Genomic DNA, 16030 nt, shown 5'->3' on the forward strand with positions numbered 1-16030 from the left:
ATAACAGTCCACTCGAAATCGGTGAGATCAAACCGGCGACGGGTCATCAGAGGCCTCCAAATCAAGGCTTCAGTGAATCAAAATCAAACCGATTTGCAAACCTGGTTTATGAGTGTGCGACCTAGCTCACCGTGAAGTTCAACTGTCGAGACGTCTATCGACCTTAAATTCGTACGATCAGGGCCACCACACGGCAATACCCTGATGAGGTGGCCCCATCGGCCAAGCAAGTTCGTGAAGGGTGGATGGTCGACTGGTCAGCGGCCAAACCTCGCTCGTGCGCAAGCCGTTCGGGCGGATCTGGGTCGGCCTTATCCGTTGGACGCGACAAAGCAGTCCATTACCAAGAAAAAGCAACACCAGCGCAATGACCCGCCGTGGCCAGTAGTTCCATAAAATGTATTATCTGATTTTTGCTAAGCTATTGAAATACATTATATAATACCACCTCTCTGTCATCGGATTTTGTGGTAACTTGCCTCTGTCGCCACCGGTCTCGAGAGATTGATGATCCGCTTCCTCACACGATGGCTCGCACATCGCCGGGCAATACGGCGGCGATGGCAGACTGATGCCAGGCTTCTCGCAAGTTCGGATCCAGCCGGGTCCTACTACGAAGCACAGCGCCGTGCGTTCCATAGCCGGTCCAGTGGTGATCTCGACGAGTTCTGGCACTGGTCGAAAGTCGCAAGCGAGATAGCCCGGATAGAACCGCGCGCTGAGATGGACTTCGCTGTTCTCAAAGCCTTGTCCGATCGGGAGAAAGCCGGCCGTCGCTGACTTGTGGGCTGGTCAGACAGATGCTCGGCAACAAATGCTGAGCTGGCTTCCGTGAACGATCTCTGCCGGATACCTCAATTCCCGCCGAAGCAAATCAATCCCGCTCCTTATGGATGGCGTCCTGGACCAGGCCCGGATCTCCCTCGATCAACCCACTATCGGGGTCGGCTAGCAAGCTGCCGCCGCTTGTCTTCGCCTGCGCGGTGATCGCGACCGGTCCTGGTCCTTTGAGGAGCCATCGAGCGGGATCGGCCTGCTCCGGACGGAGGTTTCTCACATGGCACAGGATCTTGCACTCGCCCAAAGCCACGCATTTTCGCTTTCCCGCATCCTCATGGTTCCCGTCACCCTGTTCAAATCCGGGGACGAATTCGGCGTCCTTCCGTCCGACGAACTCGATGACGAAGACGATCTTGAGATCGTGCATGAATATTTTCCGCGCGGGTCTCATTGAGACCCGCATGTCCCTCACCACTCAGAAATGCCGCTGGCGACCTGTCGGCCGCAAGGGAAGCTCCGCCGCGGCCGGTGCAAATCTGCACCTTGATTGCCGCGCCCTTGCCCCCTCCATTCTTCGCGGCGGAAACGAGGATGGCCGCAGGTATGCGGATTGGAAAAGAAGGGCGATCGACAAGTGATCGGAAAACAATGAAGAGAGAAGAGTTGGAGGCGCTGCGCGCCAAGGTGAGTTGCGAAGCCGTGCTGGAACGAGCCGGTTACGAAATCGATCTGAAGGAAAGCACGCGACGCGCCGTCAAATACCGGCGTAGCGGCAGCATTGTCATTGTCACGCATGACGGGCGCGGCTGGTTCGATCCGCTCAGCGACGAGAAAGGCGATGTATTCGGCCTTGCCATGTTCCTGGAAGGAATTCCATTCCCGTCCGCAATGGAAGCGGTCGCGTCAATTGTCGGGTATCAACTCTCCCGGCCGGAATGGAGGTCCTCGCGGTCTTCAGTGCCAGTAATGGACATTAGCGAGCGTTGGCGTAGCCGGCCCTCGCCTTCGCCCGGATCCGGTGCCTGGCGCTATCTGTGCAGGGCGCGCTGGATCCCGACGGCCATCGCCCGGCAGGCCATTTGCAAGGGTGTCCTGCGGGAAGGACCCTTCGGCAGTATGTGGGCGGCCCATGTCGATAGCCAGGGTCGCGTCGTCGGCTGGGAGGAGCGCGGTCCCGACTGGCGTGGCTTTGCCACCGGGGGCTTGAAGGTTCTTTTCCGCTTCGGACCAAGCGATGCCTCTCGTCTTTGCGTCACAGAAGCCGCGATCGACGCGATGAGCCTTGCAGCGCTCGAGGGCTCGCGCGAGCAAACTCTCTATCTCAGCACTGGCGGTGGGTGGTCTCCGGCGACTGATGAGGCGCTTGCCGACCTTGCGGTCCGGCCGGGGCTGACACTGGTCGCCGCCACGGATGCCAATTCCCAAGGGGATTTCTATGCAGAACGATTGCGGGCGCTCGCCGAGTCATCTGGCTGCGACTGGCAGCGGTTACGTCCGCCGGCGGAGGATTGGAACGAGGTTCTAAAAAACAGGGAGAAAGAAAAACGGGAAAGGAAGACCGAAGGGAATAACGAGGCCTGCCGCATGCGCGCCGGCCGCATCAAGGGAGGCTCCGCCCGGCATGCGCCGGCCCTTGACCCGGCCGGACACGAGGCCGGCAGCGCGGAAGGGGTCATGAAGGACTGAAGGGAATGGCAAGGTCGAAACGACTTGTACTGCCTTCGGTCCAAACCCCCCGAAAGGATCAAGCTGATGACCTCGATAGCCCTTCCCCGCAAAATATTCCAGGGCGTGGCCAAGCGCGCCGACATGTTCCGGATGTTCGACAGGCACACGATGCGCCCCGACCGCTTTGCTGGCGATCAGTCTGCCGTCTATTCCGGCGAATGGTTCGAGATCGATGAAACCTCCTACTCCTATATGCTGGACATTCTGCCGCCGCTCTGGATGCGCGGGCCGATCTTTGCGATGCGGGAATTCATGACCGGTTCGGTGACATCGGTGTTTTACGCGATCCGGATCGATGAAGCGGTCCGTTATTTTCACACCTACTGCGATCTCGCGGACCCGAACTCGATCGAGACGATGCGGACCGCAATCGTTGACCGCGAAACCCGACCAGTCCGGGCGATGAGCCGCGAAGAACGGCTCGAGCATATCTGGAGCACGACCACCAACGACTATCGAGGCTATGCCAGTGCGCGTTGGCCCAAGCCCATGCAAGGCCATCGTACGGTGATGCTCTACGGTGGCAGTGAAGGCAGCTTTCTGAAGTTGCTCGACACCCTGTCTGACGACGAGATCGCGGCCAAGCTGCCGGTGCATCTACGCCACCTCCCCTCAGCCCTGGCCGCCTGAGCCAGATCATCATTCGCAAACTCCGCGCCGAAAGCGGTCTTCTCGGTGGCCGAGCGATGGCGCACGCCCTCATTTCAAGGAGCTTTCCCATGAGCAACGATCCATTTACATCAGACATGTTCGGCTCGAGCGTGCTTTCGTCCGGCTTCGGCTTCGGCTTCGGCCTCGGACTTGGCGTGACAGCGTTCGGCGAGTTCTCGCCTGATGCCGCCAATGACGACGATCCGGATCCCCTGCCGCCAGCACCTGCACCCGCCCTCCCCGTCGCTGAAACGCCTGTCCGGCACGCGAGGCTTCGGGCAAACTTCTATCTCGACGGTGACCGCAAGCTGGCCGCCTCCTGGAAGGATCGCGCCCGCGCCAATGTCGCGGCGATCCTCGTCGCCGACGGCATTGCCAAGCAGGACCGGCCGGCGACGCCAAAGGAACAGGCGCAGTTGATCCGCTTTACGGGCTTCGGCGCCGGCGAACTGGCCAACGGTATGTTCCGTCGGCCGGGCGAGGTCGATTTCCGCCAGGGCTGGGACGATATTGGTTCTTCGCTCGAGACCGCGGTTTGCGAGAGCGACTACGCGTCGCTTGCCCGCTGCACCCAATATGCGCATTTCACGCCGGAGTTCATCATCAGGGCAATCTGGGCTGGGGTCCAGAAACTGGGCTGGCGCGGCGGCCGGGTGCTGGAACCTGGCATCGGCACGGGGCTGTTCCCGGCCCTGATGCCGGAGCCATATCGCGACGTCGCCTATATAACCGGGATTGAACTCGATCCGGTCACCGCCCGCATCGCCCGCCTGCTTCAGCCGAAGGCGCGGATCATCAATGGCGACTTTGCCCGCACGGATCTGGCTCCTATCTACGATCTCGCCATCGGCAATCCCCCCTTCTCCGATCGCACCGTCCGCTCGGACCGCGCTTACCGGTCGCTTGGCCTTCGTTTGCACGACTATTTCATCGCCCGGTCGATTGACCTGTTGAAGCCCGGCGCGCTCGCAGCCTTTGTCACATCGCATGGTACGATGGACAAGGCCGATACCACGGCACGCGAGCATATCGCCAAGTCGGCCGACCTGATCGCAGCGATGCGGCTACCTGAAGGCAGCTTTCGCCGTGACGCCGGCACGGATGTCGTCGTCGACATCCTGTTCTTCCGCAAGCGGAAGCCCGGAGAGCCGGAGGGAAATCAGCTGTGGCTCGATGTCGATGAGATCAGGCCGGCCACCGACGACGAAGGCGCCATCAGGGTCAATCGCTGGTTTGGTCGGCATCCGGACTTCGTGCTCGGCACACACGCCTTGACCTCCGGCCCGTTCGGCGAGACCTACACATGCCGCCCACGCGATGGAGTGGATTTGGAAACTGCCCTCGCCGCTGCCATCGACCTCTTGCCGGCCGATCTCTACAATGGCGAGCCGACACCGATCGATATTGATCTGGAGGAAGAACTCGGCGAGATCGTCGATCTGCAGCCGAAGGGCGGGACTGTTCGCGAGGGCAGCTTCTTCCTCGACCGGTCGAAGGGCCTGATGCAGATGCTCGACGGATCGACCGTGCCGGTCACCGTCCGCAAGGGTCGCTCAGGCGATGGGGTCCCGGAAAAGCACGTCCGGATCATCAGCAAGCTGATCCCGATCCGCGACGCAGTGCGCGAGGTCCTGAAGGCGCAGGAAACCGATCGGCCATGGCGCGATCTCCAGGTGCGGTTGCGCATCGCCTGGTCGAGTTTTGTGCGCGATTTCGGGCCGATCAACCACACGACCGTGTCCGTTCAAGAGGATATCGAGACCGGCGAGGTCAAGGAAACTCATCGCCAACCGAACCTCGCGCCGTTTCGCGACGACCCAGATTGCTGGCTGGTCGCCTCAATCGAAGATTACGATCTGGAGACCGACACCGCGAAGACCGGCCCGATTTTTTCCGAACGCGTGATTGCTCCGCCTGCCGCACCGACGATTACCTCGCCTGCAGATGCACTCGCCGTCGTGCTGAATGAACGCGGCCACGTCGATATCGACCATGTCGCCGAGCTGCTGCACAGCGATCCTGCTGATGTGGTCGACGAGCTGGGCGAGGCCATCTTCCGTGATCCGGCCGATGGATCGTGGAAGACGGCAGACGGATATCTCTCAGGGGCCGTCCGAACAAAGCTTGCGGCCGCGCAGGCAGCGGCCGAGCTTGATCCGAGGTATGAGCGCAACGTGCGCGCCCTCCAGGAGGTCCAGCCGGCTGATCTCCGGCCATCCGACATCACAGCCCGCCTCGGCGCCCCGTGGATCCCGGCCGCCGATATCGTCGCCTTCGTCAGGCAAAAGATGGAGGCGGAAATCCGCATCCACCACATGCCGGAGCTTGGGTCCTGGACGGTGGAGGCACGGCAGCTCGGTTACAGCGCTGCTGGCACATCTGAATGGGGAACGAGCCGCCGCCACGCCGGCGACCTGCTTGCCGATGCGCTCAACAGCCGGGTGCCTCAGATCTTCGACGTCTTCAAGGATGCCGACGGCGAACGCCGCGTGCTCAATGTTGTCGATACGGAAGCCGCCCGCGACAAGCTCCAGAAGATCAAGCAGGCTTTTCAGGACTGGGTCTGGACCGATCCGGATCGAACCGACCGGCTGGCCCGCGACTACAATGACCGCTTCAACAACATCGCACCACGCAAATTCGACGGCTCCCACCTGGAACTCCCTGGCGCCTCTGGCGCCTTTGTTTTGTATGGGCACCAGAAACGGGGGATTTGGCGGATCATTGCCGATGGCTCGACCTATCTTGCCCATGCCGTCGGCGCTGGCAAAACGATGACAATGGCGGCGGCCATCATGGAGCAGCGCCGGCTTGGGCTGATTGCCAAGGCCATGCTGGTCGTCCCCGGCCATTGCCTGGCGCAGGCGGCGCGCGAATTTTTAGGCCTTTATCCGAATGCCCGCATTCTCGTCGCTGACGAGACCAATTTCACCAAGGACAAGCGCGCCCGGTTTCTGTCGCGTGCGGCGACTGCAACGTGGGATGCGATCATCATCACTCACTCGGCGTTTCGCTTCATCGCCGTGCCCTCGGCCTTCGAACACGAGATGATCCAGGATGAGTTGCAGCTTTATGAGGACCTGATCGCCAAGGTCGATAGCGAGGACCGCGTCTCGCGCAAGCGCCTAGAGCGGCTAAAGGAAGGTCTTCAGGAGCGGCTCGAAGGCTTGGCGACCCGCAAGGATGACCTGCTGACTATTTCGGAAATCGGCATCGACCAGATCGTCATCGACGAGGCGCAGGAATTCCGCAAGCTGTCTTTCGCCACCAATATGTCGACGCTGAAGGGCATCGATCCGAATGGATCGCAGCGGGCCTGGGATCTCTATGTGAAGTCTCGCTACATCGAAACGAAGAACCCTGGCCGCGCGCTGGTGCTGGCGTCCGGTACGCCGATCACGAACACGCTGGGCGAGATGTTTTCCATCCAGCGCCTGCTCGGTCATGCGGCGCTTGCCGAGCGTGGGCTGCACGAATTCGATGCCTGGGCATCCTGCTTCGGCGATACAACTACGGAATTGGAGATCCAGCCATCCGGCAAATATAAGCCGGTCAGCCGCTTCGCATCCTTTGTCAACGTGCCGGAGCTGATCGCCATGTTCCGCTCGTTTGCCGATGTGGTGATGCCCGAGGATCTCCGGCAATACGTGAAGGTGCCCAACATCTCGACCGGCCGGCGGCAGATCATGACTGCCAAGCCGACGGCTTTGTTCAAGACCTATCAGCAGACCCTCGGCAGCAGGATCAAGGCGATCGAGCAGCGCGAGGGGCCGGCCAAGCCCGGCGACGACATCCTGCTGTCGGTTATCACGGATGGCCGCCATGCGGCGATCGACCTGCGCTTCGTCATGCCGGCGGCCGACAACGAGGAGAATAACAAGCTCAATCTGCTCGTGCGCAATGCCCATCGAATCTGGAAGGAAACCGGCGAGGCCGTCTATCGCCGCCCCGACGGCAAGGACTTCGATCTGCCGGGCGCCGCACAGATGATCTTTTCCGACCTGGGTACGATCAATGTCGAAAAGTCCCGCGGCTTCTCGGCCTATCGCTTCATCCGCGACGAGCTGATCCGGCAGGGCGTGCCGGCGTCGCAGATCGCCTTCATGCAGGATTACAAGAAGACCGAGGCCAAGCAGCGATTGTTCGGCGATGTCCGCGCCGGCAAGGTCCGTTTCCTGATCGGATCGTCCGAGACGATGGGCACCGGCGTCAATGCTCAGCTCAGGCTCAAAGCGCTCCACCATCTCGATGTGCCGTGGCTGCCGTCGCAGATCGAACAGCGGGAGGGTCGCATCGTGCGTCAGGGCAATCAGCATGACGAGGTCGACATCTTCGCCTATGCCACGGAGGGATCACTCGATGCTTCCATGTGGCAGAACAATGAACGTAAGGCCCGCTTTATCGCCGCCGCGCTGTCTGGCGACACCTCGATCCGCAGGCTGGACGATGTCGGCCAAGGCGCTGCGAACCAGTTCGCTATGGCGAAGGCCATCGCGTCTGGCGACGAGCGCTTGATGCAGAAAGCGGGACTCGAGGCCGACATCGCGCGGCTCGAACGCCTGCGTGCCGCCCATGAGGACGACCAGTACGCCGTGCGCCGGCAGATGCGCGATGCCGAGCGCGAGATCGAGGTCTCGACCCGGCGCATCGGCGAGATTGGTCAGGATATCCAGCGTCTCAGGCCGACCACTGGCGATGCTTTCAGTATGACGGTGCTCGGGCAGCTTCACACCGAGCGCAAGGAGGCTGGCCGGGCCTTGATGAAGGAGATCCTCACGCTGTTGCAGCTTCAGCAGGAAGGTGAGGTGCATCTGGCGACGATCGGCGGTTTCGATCTGGTCTATGAGGGCGAGCGCCTCGGCAAGGGTGATGGCTATCGCTATGAGACGCTGCTTCAACGTACCGGTGCGGAGTACGAGGTCGATCTGGCGATCACGGTCACGCCGCTCGGTGCCATTTCCCGACTTGAGCATGGCCTTGATGGCTTCGAAGAAGAGCTGCGTCAGTATCGTCGGCGTCTCGAAGAGGCCGAGCGCCGCTTGGGGTCGTACCAGTCGCGCATCGGCGGTACATTCCAGTTTGGCGACGAGCTCGGCGCTAAAAGGAAGCAACTTCGCGACGTCGAGGAGCAACTGGCGGCCTCCGCTATCGCTGATGCGGAACCGATTGCTGCATGAGAACGCAAGTCCAGCCTGGCCCAGGCGCCGGGCTCCAGCCCCGTCGCTGCAATGATGGGGTCGAGACTTGTAATTTCTCGACCTCATCCATATCTGAGGATCACTTCCCGTTCAGATGATGTCCTGCCGCCGCTATTGCGGTGGCTTTCGATGTCGTCCGGGATCAGCAAAAGGGCGCTCCCCTCGCGGGTCGAGCGCCCTTTTTGCGTTTGTGTTTCCAGCCGAGGATTTTACCTGCCGTTCTGGCCGCAGCGCGCGCCGGGTTTTCAAAAGAGAAACGGAAGAGAAGGAGGAGGAATGAACCGATCGCTGATCGGTCCTCCTGCCGACGCGTACGCTCAACCGCTGCCTGCGCTATCCCGGCCACTCGTTCTTCGCAGGGCTGTCAGCCCCGCTTGTCCTTCGCAGCAGGGATGCTCGGCCGCAGTTGCGTCAGTCCGGCCGTTCGGCGGTCCGGGAGGTGTCTTCGAGAAAAATGAAGACAGGAAGGGCTGGCAAGGCGCCGGTCCGGAACCCTCTAGACAAGGACAAATCCTATGCAGATCATCAAGGTTGACCCACGCGCTCTGAAGGAAAACCCCGACCGGATGCGCCAGTCGAAGTCGTCGCCGCAGGCCGATGCGCTGATGCTAGCGACGATCAAGGCCGTCGGCATCGTCCAGCCGCCCGTGGTCGCGCCGGAAACCGATGGTGGAAACGGCTACATTATCGACGCCGGGCATCGTCGGGTGCGTCTCGCCATCGCGGCCGGTCTCGAAGAAATCGAAATCCTCGTCGTTGATGCAGCCAACGACAATGGCGCGATGCGTTCCATGGTCGAGAACAGCGTTCGCGAGGCTCTCAACCCCGTTGATCAATGGCGTGGCATCGAGCGCCTTGTCGCTCTCGGCTGGACCGAGGAAGCGATCGCCGTCGCTCTCGCTCTTCCCGTCCGCCAGATCCGCAAGCTGCGCCTGCTTGCCAATGTGCTTCCAGCCATGCTCGAACAGATGGCGCTCGGCGATATGCCATCCGAGCAGCAGTTGCGGATTATTGCTGCCGCCAGTCAGGTCGATCAGAAAGAAGTCTGGAAGGCCCATAAGCCGAAGAAGGGTGATACGGCGCCATGGTGGCAGATCGCCAATGCGCTCACGAAGAAGCGCATGTATGCCAAGGATGCGAGCTTCGGCGATGATCTGGCTCAAGCCTATGGGATTGAGTGGGTTGAGGACCTCTTCGCGCCGGCCGACCAGGACGGTCGTTACACCACCAATGTCGAGGGCTTCCTCGGCGCTCAACACGAGTGGATGACGCACAACCTGCCGAAGCGCGGCGCGATCGTCGAGGTCAACAGCTGGGGCCAGCCGGAACTGCCGAAGAAGGGATCCCAAGTTTACGGCAAGCCTTCCAAGTCCGACCATACGGCGTTCTACCTCGATCGTGACGGCAAGGTCCAGACGGTGCATTACCGCATGCCGGAGGCGACGGAGTCGAACGGCACTGGCGGCCAGGGATCCGCAGCCGGTAGTGATGATGGCGACACGATCACTACTCCCAAGGCCCGGCCCGATGTGACCCAGAAGGGTCATGACATGATAGGCGACTTCAGGACCGATGCCCTGCACGATGCACTCGGTCGCGCGCCGATCGAGGATGACATGCTGATGGCGCTGATGGTCCTGGCCTTCGCCGGCCAGAATGTCCGCGTCGACTCCGGCGCAGATGGCACCTTCTACGGCGGCAAGCGCTTTTCGCGCCATGTCGTGGGCTTGTTTGACGAGCATGGCAAGCTCGCCTTCGATCAGGATACGCTTCGGGTCGCCGCCCGCTCGGTGCTGATCGACGTCCTCTCGTGCCGGCGGGGCATGTCGAACAGCGGCATGGTCGCGCGCATCGCCGGCGAGGCGATAGGCGCCGACGCGTTCCTGCCAAACATGGGCTCGGAAGATTTCCTCTTGTGCTTGTCGCGCCAGGCACTGGAAGCCTCTTGCGCTGAGGCATCGATCCAGCCGCGCCCGAAGGTCCGCGAAACCCGCGCCGCACTCGTCGAGCATTTCGCGTGCGAACACTTCGTGCATGCGTCGGCCCGCTTCGCGCCGCCTGCCGACGAGTTGCTCGAGTGGATCCGGGCAGGCGCAGCCACGGGTGTCATCGGCGCCACGCCCCAGGATGAAGGGGAAAGCCGTACCGATGATCCATCGGTAGATCAGCCAGAACACAATACCGACGATGTGGTCGAAGGCGAAACTGAGGATGCGGATCTGCCCGATCATGATGTGCATGACGAAGACGTCGATCAGAGGGTTGCAGCATGACTGCCGCCCTCAATTCGAACATGGCAGCATCCACCCCCGATCTTTCGGGGGTGGAGTTTGCCACCAGCGCGGACGGCCTGCCCGTCGCCCGCATCGGTGACCTGGTCCTTGCCATGGTCACATCACCGAGCGGGTTTGCTTTTGTTGCAAGCGCCGGTGCGATCCGTCGGCCACTCGCAGATCTGACGCGGGCAGAATTCATCGGGCATGACGGCCGGGTTGCCGATGAGGCCGAGTTCCGGGCGCGCGTTGCCGAGACTGCTGGTCACAAACGCGATGTGGCCAAGCTGAACCGCGTGCAAACCCGCATGTCGGTAAGCACACCATGGGGCGGATCGCAGAGGGCGGTTGTCTATGCCGAGGGCGTCGTCGCTCACCTGACATCAGGGCATGGCGGTTTCCATCTGTCGACAGAGCGCAATGCCAAGGTCCATCCGCTGCTGCGCAAGGATATGCCCTGGTACGAGGAAGACTGCGAATGGGCGATCGTCGCGATCAGTTTCCCGGACCTGTTCACCGCCTACGAGCGGTCGATGGCAGAAAAGACCTTCCGTAATACCTGGCCCGACGTCTGGGAGACGATCCGCGGTTGCTCGCTTGCCGAGGGTGAGAGCTGGGCCAAGGATCGCCGTGTGTTCGATCAACGCTATGCAGCGGACTACATCGTTATGTCGGCAATCTTGTCCGATCAGCGCCCCGGCATGACGGAGGTCGTGGCGAAGATCGGCGGAGGCCATATCCGCGGTGGTGAAGAACGCCGCTTTCTGGTGGCAAGCGACGAATATGCGGTGCGGGGGCGGTTCGGCTTCGTCATCGATCTCGCTCGCCACGCTAAATATGATGGCCCCTCCTCCTTCCTTGGCTGGCGAAACCGGGGGGATGGGTCATGATCGACATCCGCCTCTTGAGGCCGCTGGCGAAAGCAATCGGCGCCCGGCGCGAGACCCAGCGGCATCTCGATTGTCTGACTCGCCAGATTGCGGCGCGCGCCGGAAGACAGGCGACCACAGTGAAGGTCCGGAGCCGCGCGCGGTGCCGGCCCAATCCCCGTCTCTACCATAGGGAGATCGTCGACCGCCTTGCCTTCGAGCGCTGGGTCGAACTCGACATGATCGCCTGCAGGCTGGCGATGCAGGAGCAGGTCATCGGGGCGTTCCAGCGTCGCGACCGCGAGCCTGTGCTGCATCCGGCGATATAGGAGGACCCGAGGCGAAAGGACCTGGCGATGTCCTGCCCGGCTGCGATGTCAACGTCATGGTGGGCTTGGCCATGTCTGTCGCTTGCCTTGGGATTGATATCGGACCCGTGGCGGACTGCCCTTCTTGTACGCTGCGGTCTGAACCGGCGGCCGGTCGTTTCAAGGCCGCTTGCGCGCCGCGGGGCGGCCGATCCAGCCTCTCTGCGCGAGGGCAGGCTCGCGGTCTGCTCAGGCAAGACCTGCTGGCTCGCAACCCTGCCCTGCTGGCTCAGCCGAATCGGACCTGTGAAGCCGCCCGTCCCTTGCCGGTTCCTGGTCGTCCGCATCGAAGGGCAGACCGGCACGGGCCGGAACCGCTTCGGAAGCCAAGGAAGGAACAGACATGGCCAAGCCCTCTATCCCCAATCGCTCCAACGCACGGGTCTCGCAATCTCGACGCGCTACCACCCTCGAAATGGTCCGCCTCTCCTGCCCCGACGCCACCCAGGCGTCCAAGATCGCGACAAGCTTCGGCACGGCAGTCGTCGACAGCGAAGGCATCCGCAGCCTTCACGAGCGGCTGATCGTCGAGACCGCCGAAAGCCTGTCCGAAGGCCTCGGCGAGAAGGCCATGCAGATCCATCTGCAGCGCATCGTCGGGGCCTTTGTCGGATCCGCGCATGGCGCCGGGCAATTCTACTCCCGCGCCGTCACAGAGGCGCGCGACGCAACGGCCAAAGCCTCCAATGACGCCCGCGATGAGGACCTCGACGGTCCGGTCGGATACGATAGTGCCGCCCAGCGCAAGCGGGAGTTCGCGGCCGACATGGGTGTCCAGTCCCACGCGCTGCGCATGGCAGCCGAGGGCGCAGTGGTGGCCTATGAACAGGTCATCGGCGAGATCTGGAAGCCCTTCGACCGGCCGGTCGAAAATCCGGGCGCATCGCTCGACCGCAAGGCGGCCGAAGCTCAGTTGGCCGCTTTCGGATAATACGAACGGCGGGGTTTCCCCCGCCCCTTTCTTCTTGTTTCGAGGCTGGCGCTTGCGGGCGCCGGCCTTGTCTCATGTCAAAATGAAAGCTGGGTGCGCGTCTGTCGCGGCCCGTCCCGCTCGGCGGTCCTGCAGGACCCGGGTGTCCATGCAACGGCTTCGCCGTCCTCCACGCTGTTGCGGCCGTTCCGGTGCATAGCCGCACCATCGGCCCCTGACTTCGGACCTCGTGACGGACCGCGACAGGCGGGGTCCTGAGAAAAGGAGAAGAAGTCATGACGAGGAAAGCAGAATCGGACCGCATCGACATCTATACGCGGATCACCGATCGGATCGTTGAAGATCTCGAACAGGGCGTTCGTCCCTGGATGAAACCATGGAACGCCGCCAACACGCATAGTCGCATCAGCCGGCCGATGCGCCACAATGGCCTCCCCTATTCCGGCATGAACGTGCTGCTCCTGTGGTCGGAGCAGGTATCGCGGGGATTCTCCTCCTCGATGTGGATGACCTTCAAGCAGGCCCTTGAACTGGGCGGCACCGTGCGGAAGGGCGAAACGGGCTCGACGGTCGTCTTCGCCAGCCGGTTTACCAAGTCGGTGGCCGATGGAAACGGCAATGATGTCGATCGAGAAATTCCGTTCCTCAAGGCATATACGGTGTTCAATATCGAGCAGATCGAGGGTTTGCCTGACAGCTATTATGCGCCGCCGGACAAGGTCCGGGATCCTGTCGAGCGAATAGAGAGCGCCGATCTCTTCTTCCGCAACACCGGCGCGGTCATCCGGCACGGCGGCAACCAGGCCTATTATTCGCCGATCATGGATCACATCCAGATGCCGCCCTTCGAGGCGTTCAGCGATGCAGCCGGATATGCGGCCGTCGTCAGCCATGAGGCGACGCACTGGACGGCGGCTGCACATCGCGTCGGACGTGACCTGTCGCGCTATGCGAAGGACCGGACGGATCGCGCCCGCGAAGAACTCATTGCCGAACTCGGTAGCTGCTTCCTCTGCGCCGATCTCGGCATCGCACCTGAGCTCGAGCCGCGGCCGGATCATGCATCCTATCTGCAGTCGTGGCTATCGGTTCTTGCCAACGACAAGCGGGCGATCTTCCAGGCGGCAGCCCATGCGCAGCGCGCCGTGAGCTTCCTGCATTCCTTGCAGCCGGAAGCAGCGGATGTGAAGGCTGCGGCCTGACGTTCAGGTGCGGTCGTCACCAACAGTGGTGGCCGCGTGATCATCATCCCGTTCGTCCTTGAGACCTTGTGCGATGTCCTCATCCCCGCCTGCCCCAGATTGGCCGCTTTTGAGCGTCGGGTTTGGGTTTCCGGACGGCTTGCGCTCGATGATGAACGGCTTGGTCTACTGACGCATTGGTCCTCCAGATTGCGATCCGCGCAACGATATCGCACCTGGTAGGTGGGGCAAGGTGGGCCGATGATGAGAGGCGCGTGTCCCCGACTGAAGCAAGCAGCGACGGTCGAAGCGGGGGATGGCGCAAGATGCCATTCGTGCCCAGGCGAGTTTGGCGGAACACCATTGCCATATCCCTTCACGCCAGAGTTTCCGGCAACCCATCTGCGAGCTCGATGAGGCATGTCTGACCGGAGACCGGCTGCGCCTCGATCGTCTTCCCGCAACGGCAAGTCGTAGATTTCTTACCCCGGAAGGCTGCGCCTTCCTCCTCGCCCACTAACAAATCTGCGACTTGCCGCCCTCCATTTCATTGCGGCCCTATTGGGTGCGGTCCGATCGTCACCGGTCTTTTGACAGCTATCGAGGTCGCGATGGGCGCGGCCCGAACACGAGAAAAGGAATACGACAATGGCAACCATCGGCACATTCACCTCCACAGAAAACGGCTTCACCGGCTCCATCCGCACGCTCGCCCTCAACGTCAAGGCCCGCATTGCCCGGGTCGAGAACCCCTCCGACAAGGGCCCGCAGTTTCGCGTCTACGCCGGGAGCGTCGAGCTAGGCGCCGCCTGGCAGAAAACCTCCGAACAGGGCCGCGACTACCTCTCGGTCAAGCTCGACGATCCGAGCTTCCCGGCTCCGATCTACGCAACGCTTGCCGAAGTTGAAGGCGAGGATGGTCTCCAGCTCATCTGGTCCCGCCCGAACCGGGACTGATTGACATCACGGGGCTCCGCCATCGGCGGAGCCTTCTCCTCTGCCGAGAAGTAAAGACGGACCCGGCATCGAGCCAGGTCCGTCTTTTTTGGTGGCATACGGTTAGCGGGGAAGCTGCTCAGAATGAGCGATCGTACCAAGCGGGCATTTGCGGTCCGGTCGTCGGGCAGCAACTCATCGCCATCAGAATTTTCCCCGCCGCTTCGCGTCTCCTCGCGCGCCAAAATTCAGGTGTCGATAAGTCCTCCGCTTCGCTGCGGCCGTACCGATGCAACCCTCCTTGTCCCGGCCTGCGGCCGATCCCTGCGATGTCCGCAATCGACAAGGAGAAACGACCATGCAACGCCTCGCACAATTCCTGGCCGCCACAGGCCGCAAGCTTTCTTCCCTTGGCAAGGTTATCGGCCACTTTTTCCGCAAGGGCAAACTCGGCCTGAAGCTCGCGATCAAGATCCCGTTCTTCGTCGAGATCGAGATCTCCTTTGAAACAGATTGGAGCAGGCGCCGATAACGGCGTTGTGCAACGGCCAGCAATCGTGGGCCGGTTTCAGCACCAGGGCTGTCTACGGCCCGTCCAGGTTCTGGCCAGGCCTTCCGATACGAGGATATCACCGAGGCTCCTGCCGTCACGGATGAGGACGCGGAGCTTGCGACCGTACTTGTCTTCGTCGCGTCCGGGCCATGCGCGAAGCTTGAAGGAGCCCTGATTGACCAGTTCGATCAGGCGATCGGTCGCTCTATTTCCCAGCGCCAGCTCCGTTGCGCATTTCGGCTCGCTGATCTCGGGAGCGTCGATATCGGCAATGCGGATTTTTGCGCCCTCAATCCAGAGAGTATCTCCGTCCACGACGCAGGCGAAGCGATCACCACCGAAACATTTCCGGTATGTCGTCTCCGGACTGATGACCAAGCTCGCAGCCTCGGCGACTGGAACGATCCCAAATATGTGAGCGCCCAGCGCACAGCCGGATACTGCGATCGCGACGATGATCTTTCTCACGGGATAACGGACCTCTGGCCGAAGGCTATGGTCATTCTGCTGCAATTCCATGGGTCTCAATTTGAGTTCGATCCGTCAGAGATGGTTTTCATAT

The 16030-nt window shown here is 61.8% G+C and carries 12 protein-coding genes; 10 read left to right on the plus strand and 2 right to left on the minus strand.

The window, feature by feature from the left end:
- Window positions 1-874: 874 nt before the first annotated feature.
- The gene (locus tag GVL52_RS30995) at window positions 875-1207 is read right to left on the minus strand and encodes a hypothetical protein (protein ID WP_244619288.1); all 333 of its coding nucleotides are present in this window, start codon (window positions 1205-1207) and stop codon (window positions 875-877) included.
- 221 nt (window positions 1208-1428) lie between these two features.
- Between GVL52_RS30995 and GVL52_RS25910 the strand changes: the two genes are divergently transcribed.
- The 10 genes from GVL52_RS25910 to GVL52_RS30510 all read left to right on the plus strand — a co-directional run bounded on the left by GVL52_RS25910 (window position 1429) and on the right by GVL52_RS30510 (window position 15447).
- Window positions 1429-2466, plus strand: coding sequence for a DUF3991 and toprim domain-containing protein (locus GVL52_RS25910; protein WP_244619284.1), 1038 nt, complete (start codon window positions 1429-1431; stop codon window positions 2464-2466).
- Between the two features lie 66 nt (window positions 2467-2532).
- Window positions 2533-3138 (plus strand): DUF1419 domain-containing protein, encoded by a 606-nt coding sequence (locus tag GVL52_RS25915; protein ID WP_160012305.1) that lies wholly within the window; start codon window positions 2533-2535, stop codon window positions 3136-3138.
- Window positions 3139-3227: 89 nt separating this feature from the next.
- Window positions 3228-8336, plus strand: a complete 5109-nt coding sequence (locus tag GVL52_RS25920) for a DEAD/DEAH box helicase family protein (RefSeq protein WP_160012306.1) — start codon at window positions 3228-3230, stop codon at window positions 8334-8336.
- 536 nt (window positions 8337-8872) lie between these two features.
- Window positions 8873-10630 carry a ParB/RepB/Spo0J family partition protein gene (locus GVL52_RS25925; RefSeq protein ID WP_160012307.1) on the plus strand — a complete coding sequence of 586 codons (1758 nt, stop codon included), beginning with the start codon at window positions 8873-8875 and terminating at the stop codon, window positions 10628-10630.
- Window positions 10627-11520, plus strand: a complete 894-nt coding sequence (locus GVL52_RS25930; protein WP_160012308.1) for a hypothetical protein — start codon at window positions 10627-10629, stop codon at window positions 11518-11520. The genes GVL52_RS25925 and GVL52_RS25930 overlap by 4 nt, the downstream gene beginning before the upstream one ends.
- Window positions 11517-11828, plus strand: coding sequence for a hypothetical protein (locus GVL52_RS25935; protein WP_160012309.1), 312 nt, complete (start codon window positions 11517-11519; stop codon window positions 11826-11828). The genes GVL52_RS25930 and GVL52_RS25935 overlap by 4 nt, the downstream gene beginning before the upstream one ends.
- Window positions 11829-12210: 382 nt before the next feature.
- Window positions 12211-12798 (plus strand): hypothetical protein, encoded by a 588-nt coding sequence (locus GVL52_RS25940; RefSeq protein ID WP_160012310.1) that lies wholly within the window; start codon window positions 12211-12213, stop codon window positions 12796-12798.
- A 275-nt stretch (window positions 12799-13073) separates the two neighbouring features.
- Window positions 13074-14000, plus strand: a complete 927-nt coding sequence (locus tag GVL52_RS25945) for an ArdC family protein (RefSeq protein WP_160012311.1) — start codon at window positions 13074-13076, stop codon at window positions 13998-14000.
- Window positions 14001-14627: 627 nt separating this feature from the next.
- Window positions 14628-14936 carry a DUF736 domain-containing protein gene (locus GVL52_RS25950; RefSeq protein WP_018326263.1) on the plus strand — a complete coding sequence of 103 codons (309 nt, stop codon included), beginning with the start codon at window positions 14628-14630 and terminating at the stop codon, window positions 14934-14936.
- Between the two features lie 337 nt (window positions 14937-15273).
- Complete coding sequence (locus tag GVL52_RS30510) at window positions 15274-15447, plus strand: hypothetical protein (protein ID WP_174007836.1); 174 nt, start codon at window positions 15274-15276, stop codon at window positions 15445-15447.
- 36 nt (window positions 15448-15483) lie between these two features.
- Here GVL52_RS30510 and GVL52_RS25955 read toward each other — a convergent pair whose 3' ends face one another.
- The gene (locus tag GVL52_RS25955) at window positions 15484-15987 is read right to left on the minus strand and encodes a thermonuclease family protein (RefSeq protein WP_160012312.1); all 504 of its coding nucleotides are present in this window, start codon (window positions 15985-15987) and stop codon (window positions 15484-15486) included.
- Window positions 15988-16030: the final 43 nt, after the last annotated feature.

This window comes from Rhizobium sp. 18055 (assembly GCF_902706285.1).
GTDB lineage: Bacteria > Pseudomonadota > Alphaproteobacteria > Rhizobiales > Rhizobiaceae > Rhizobium.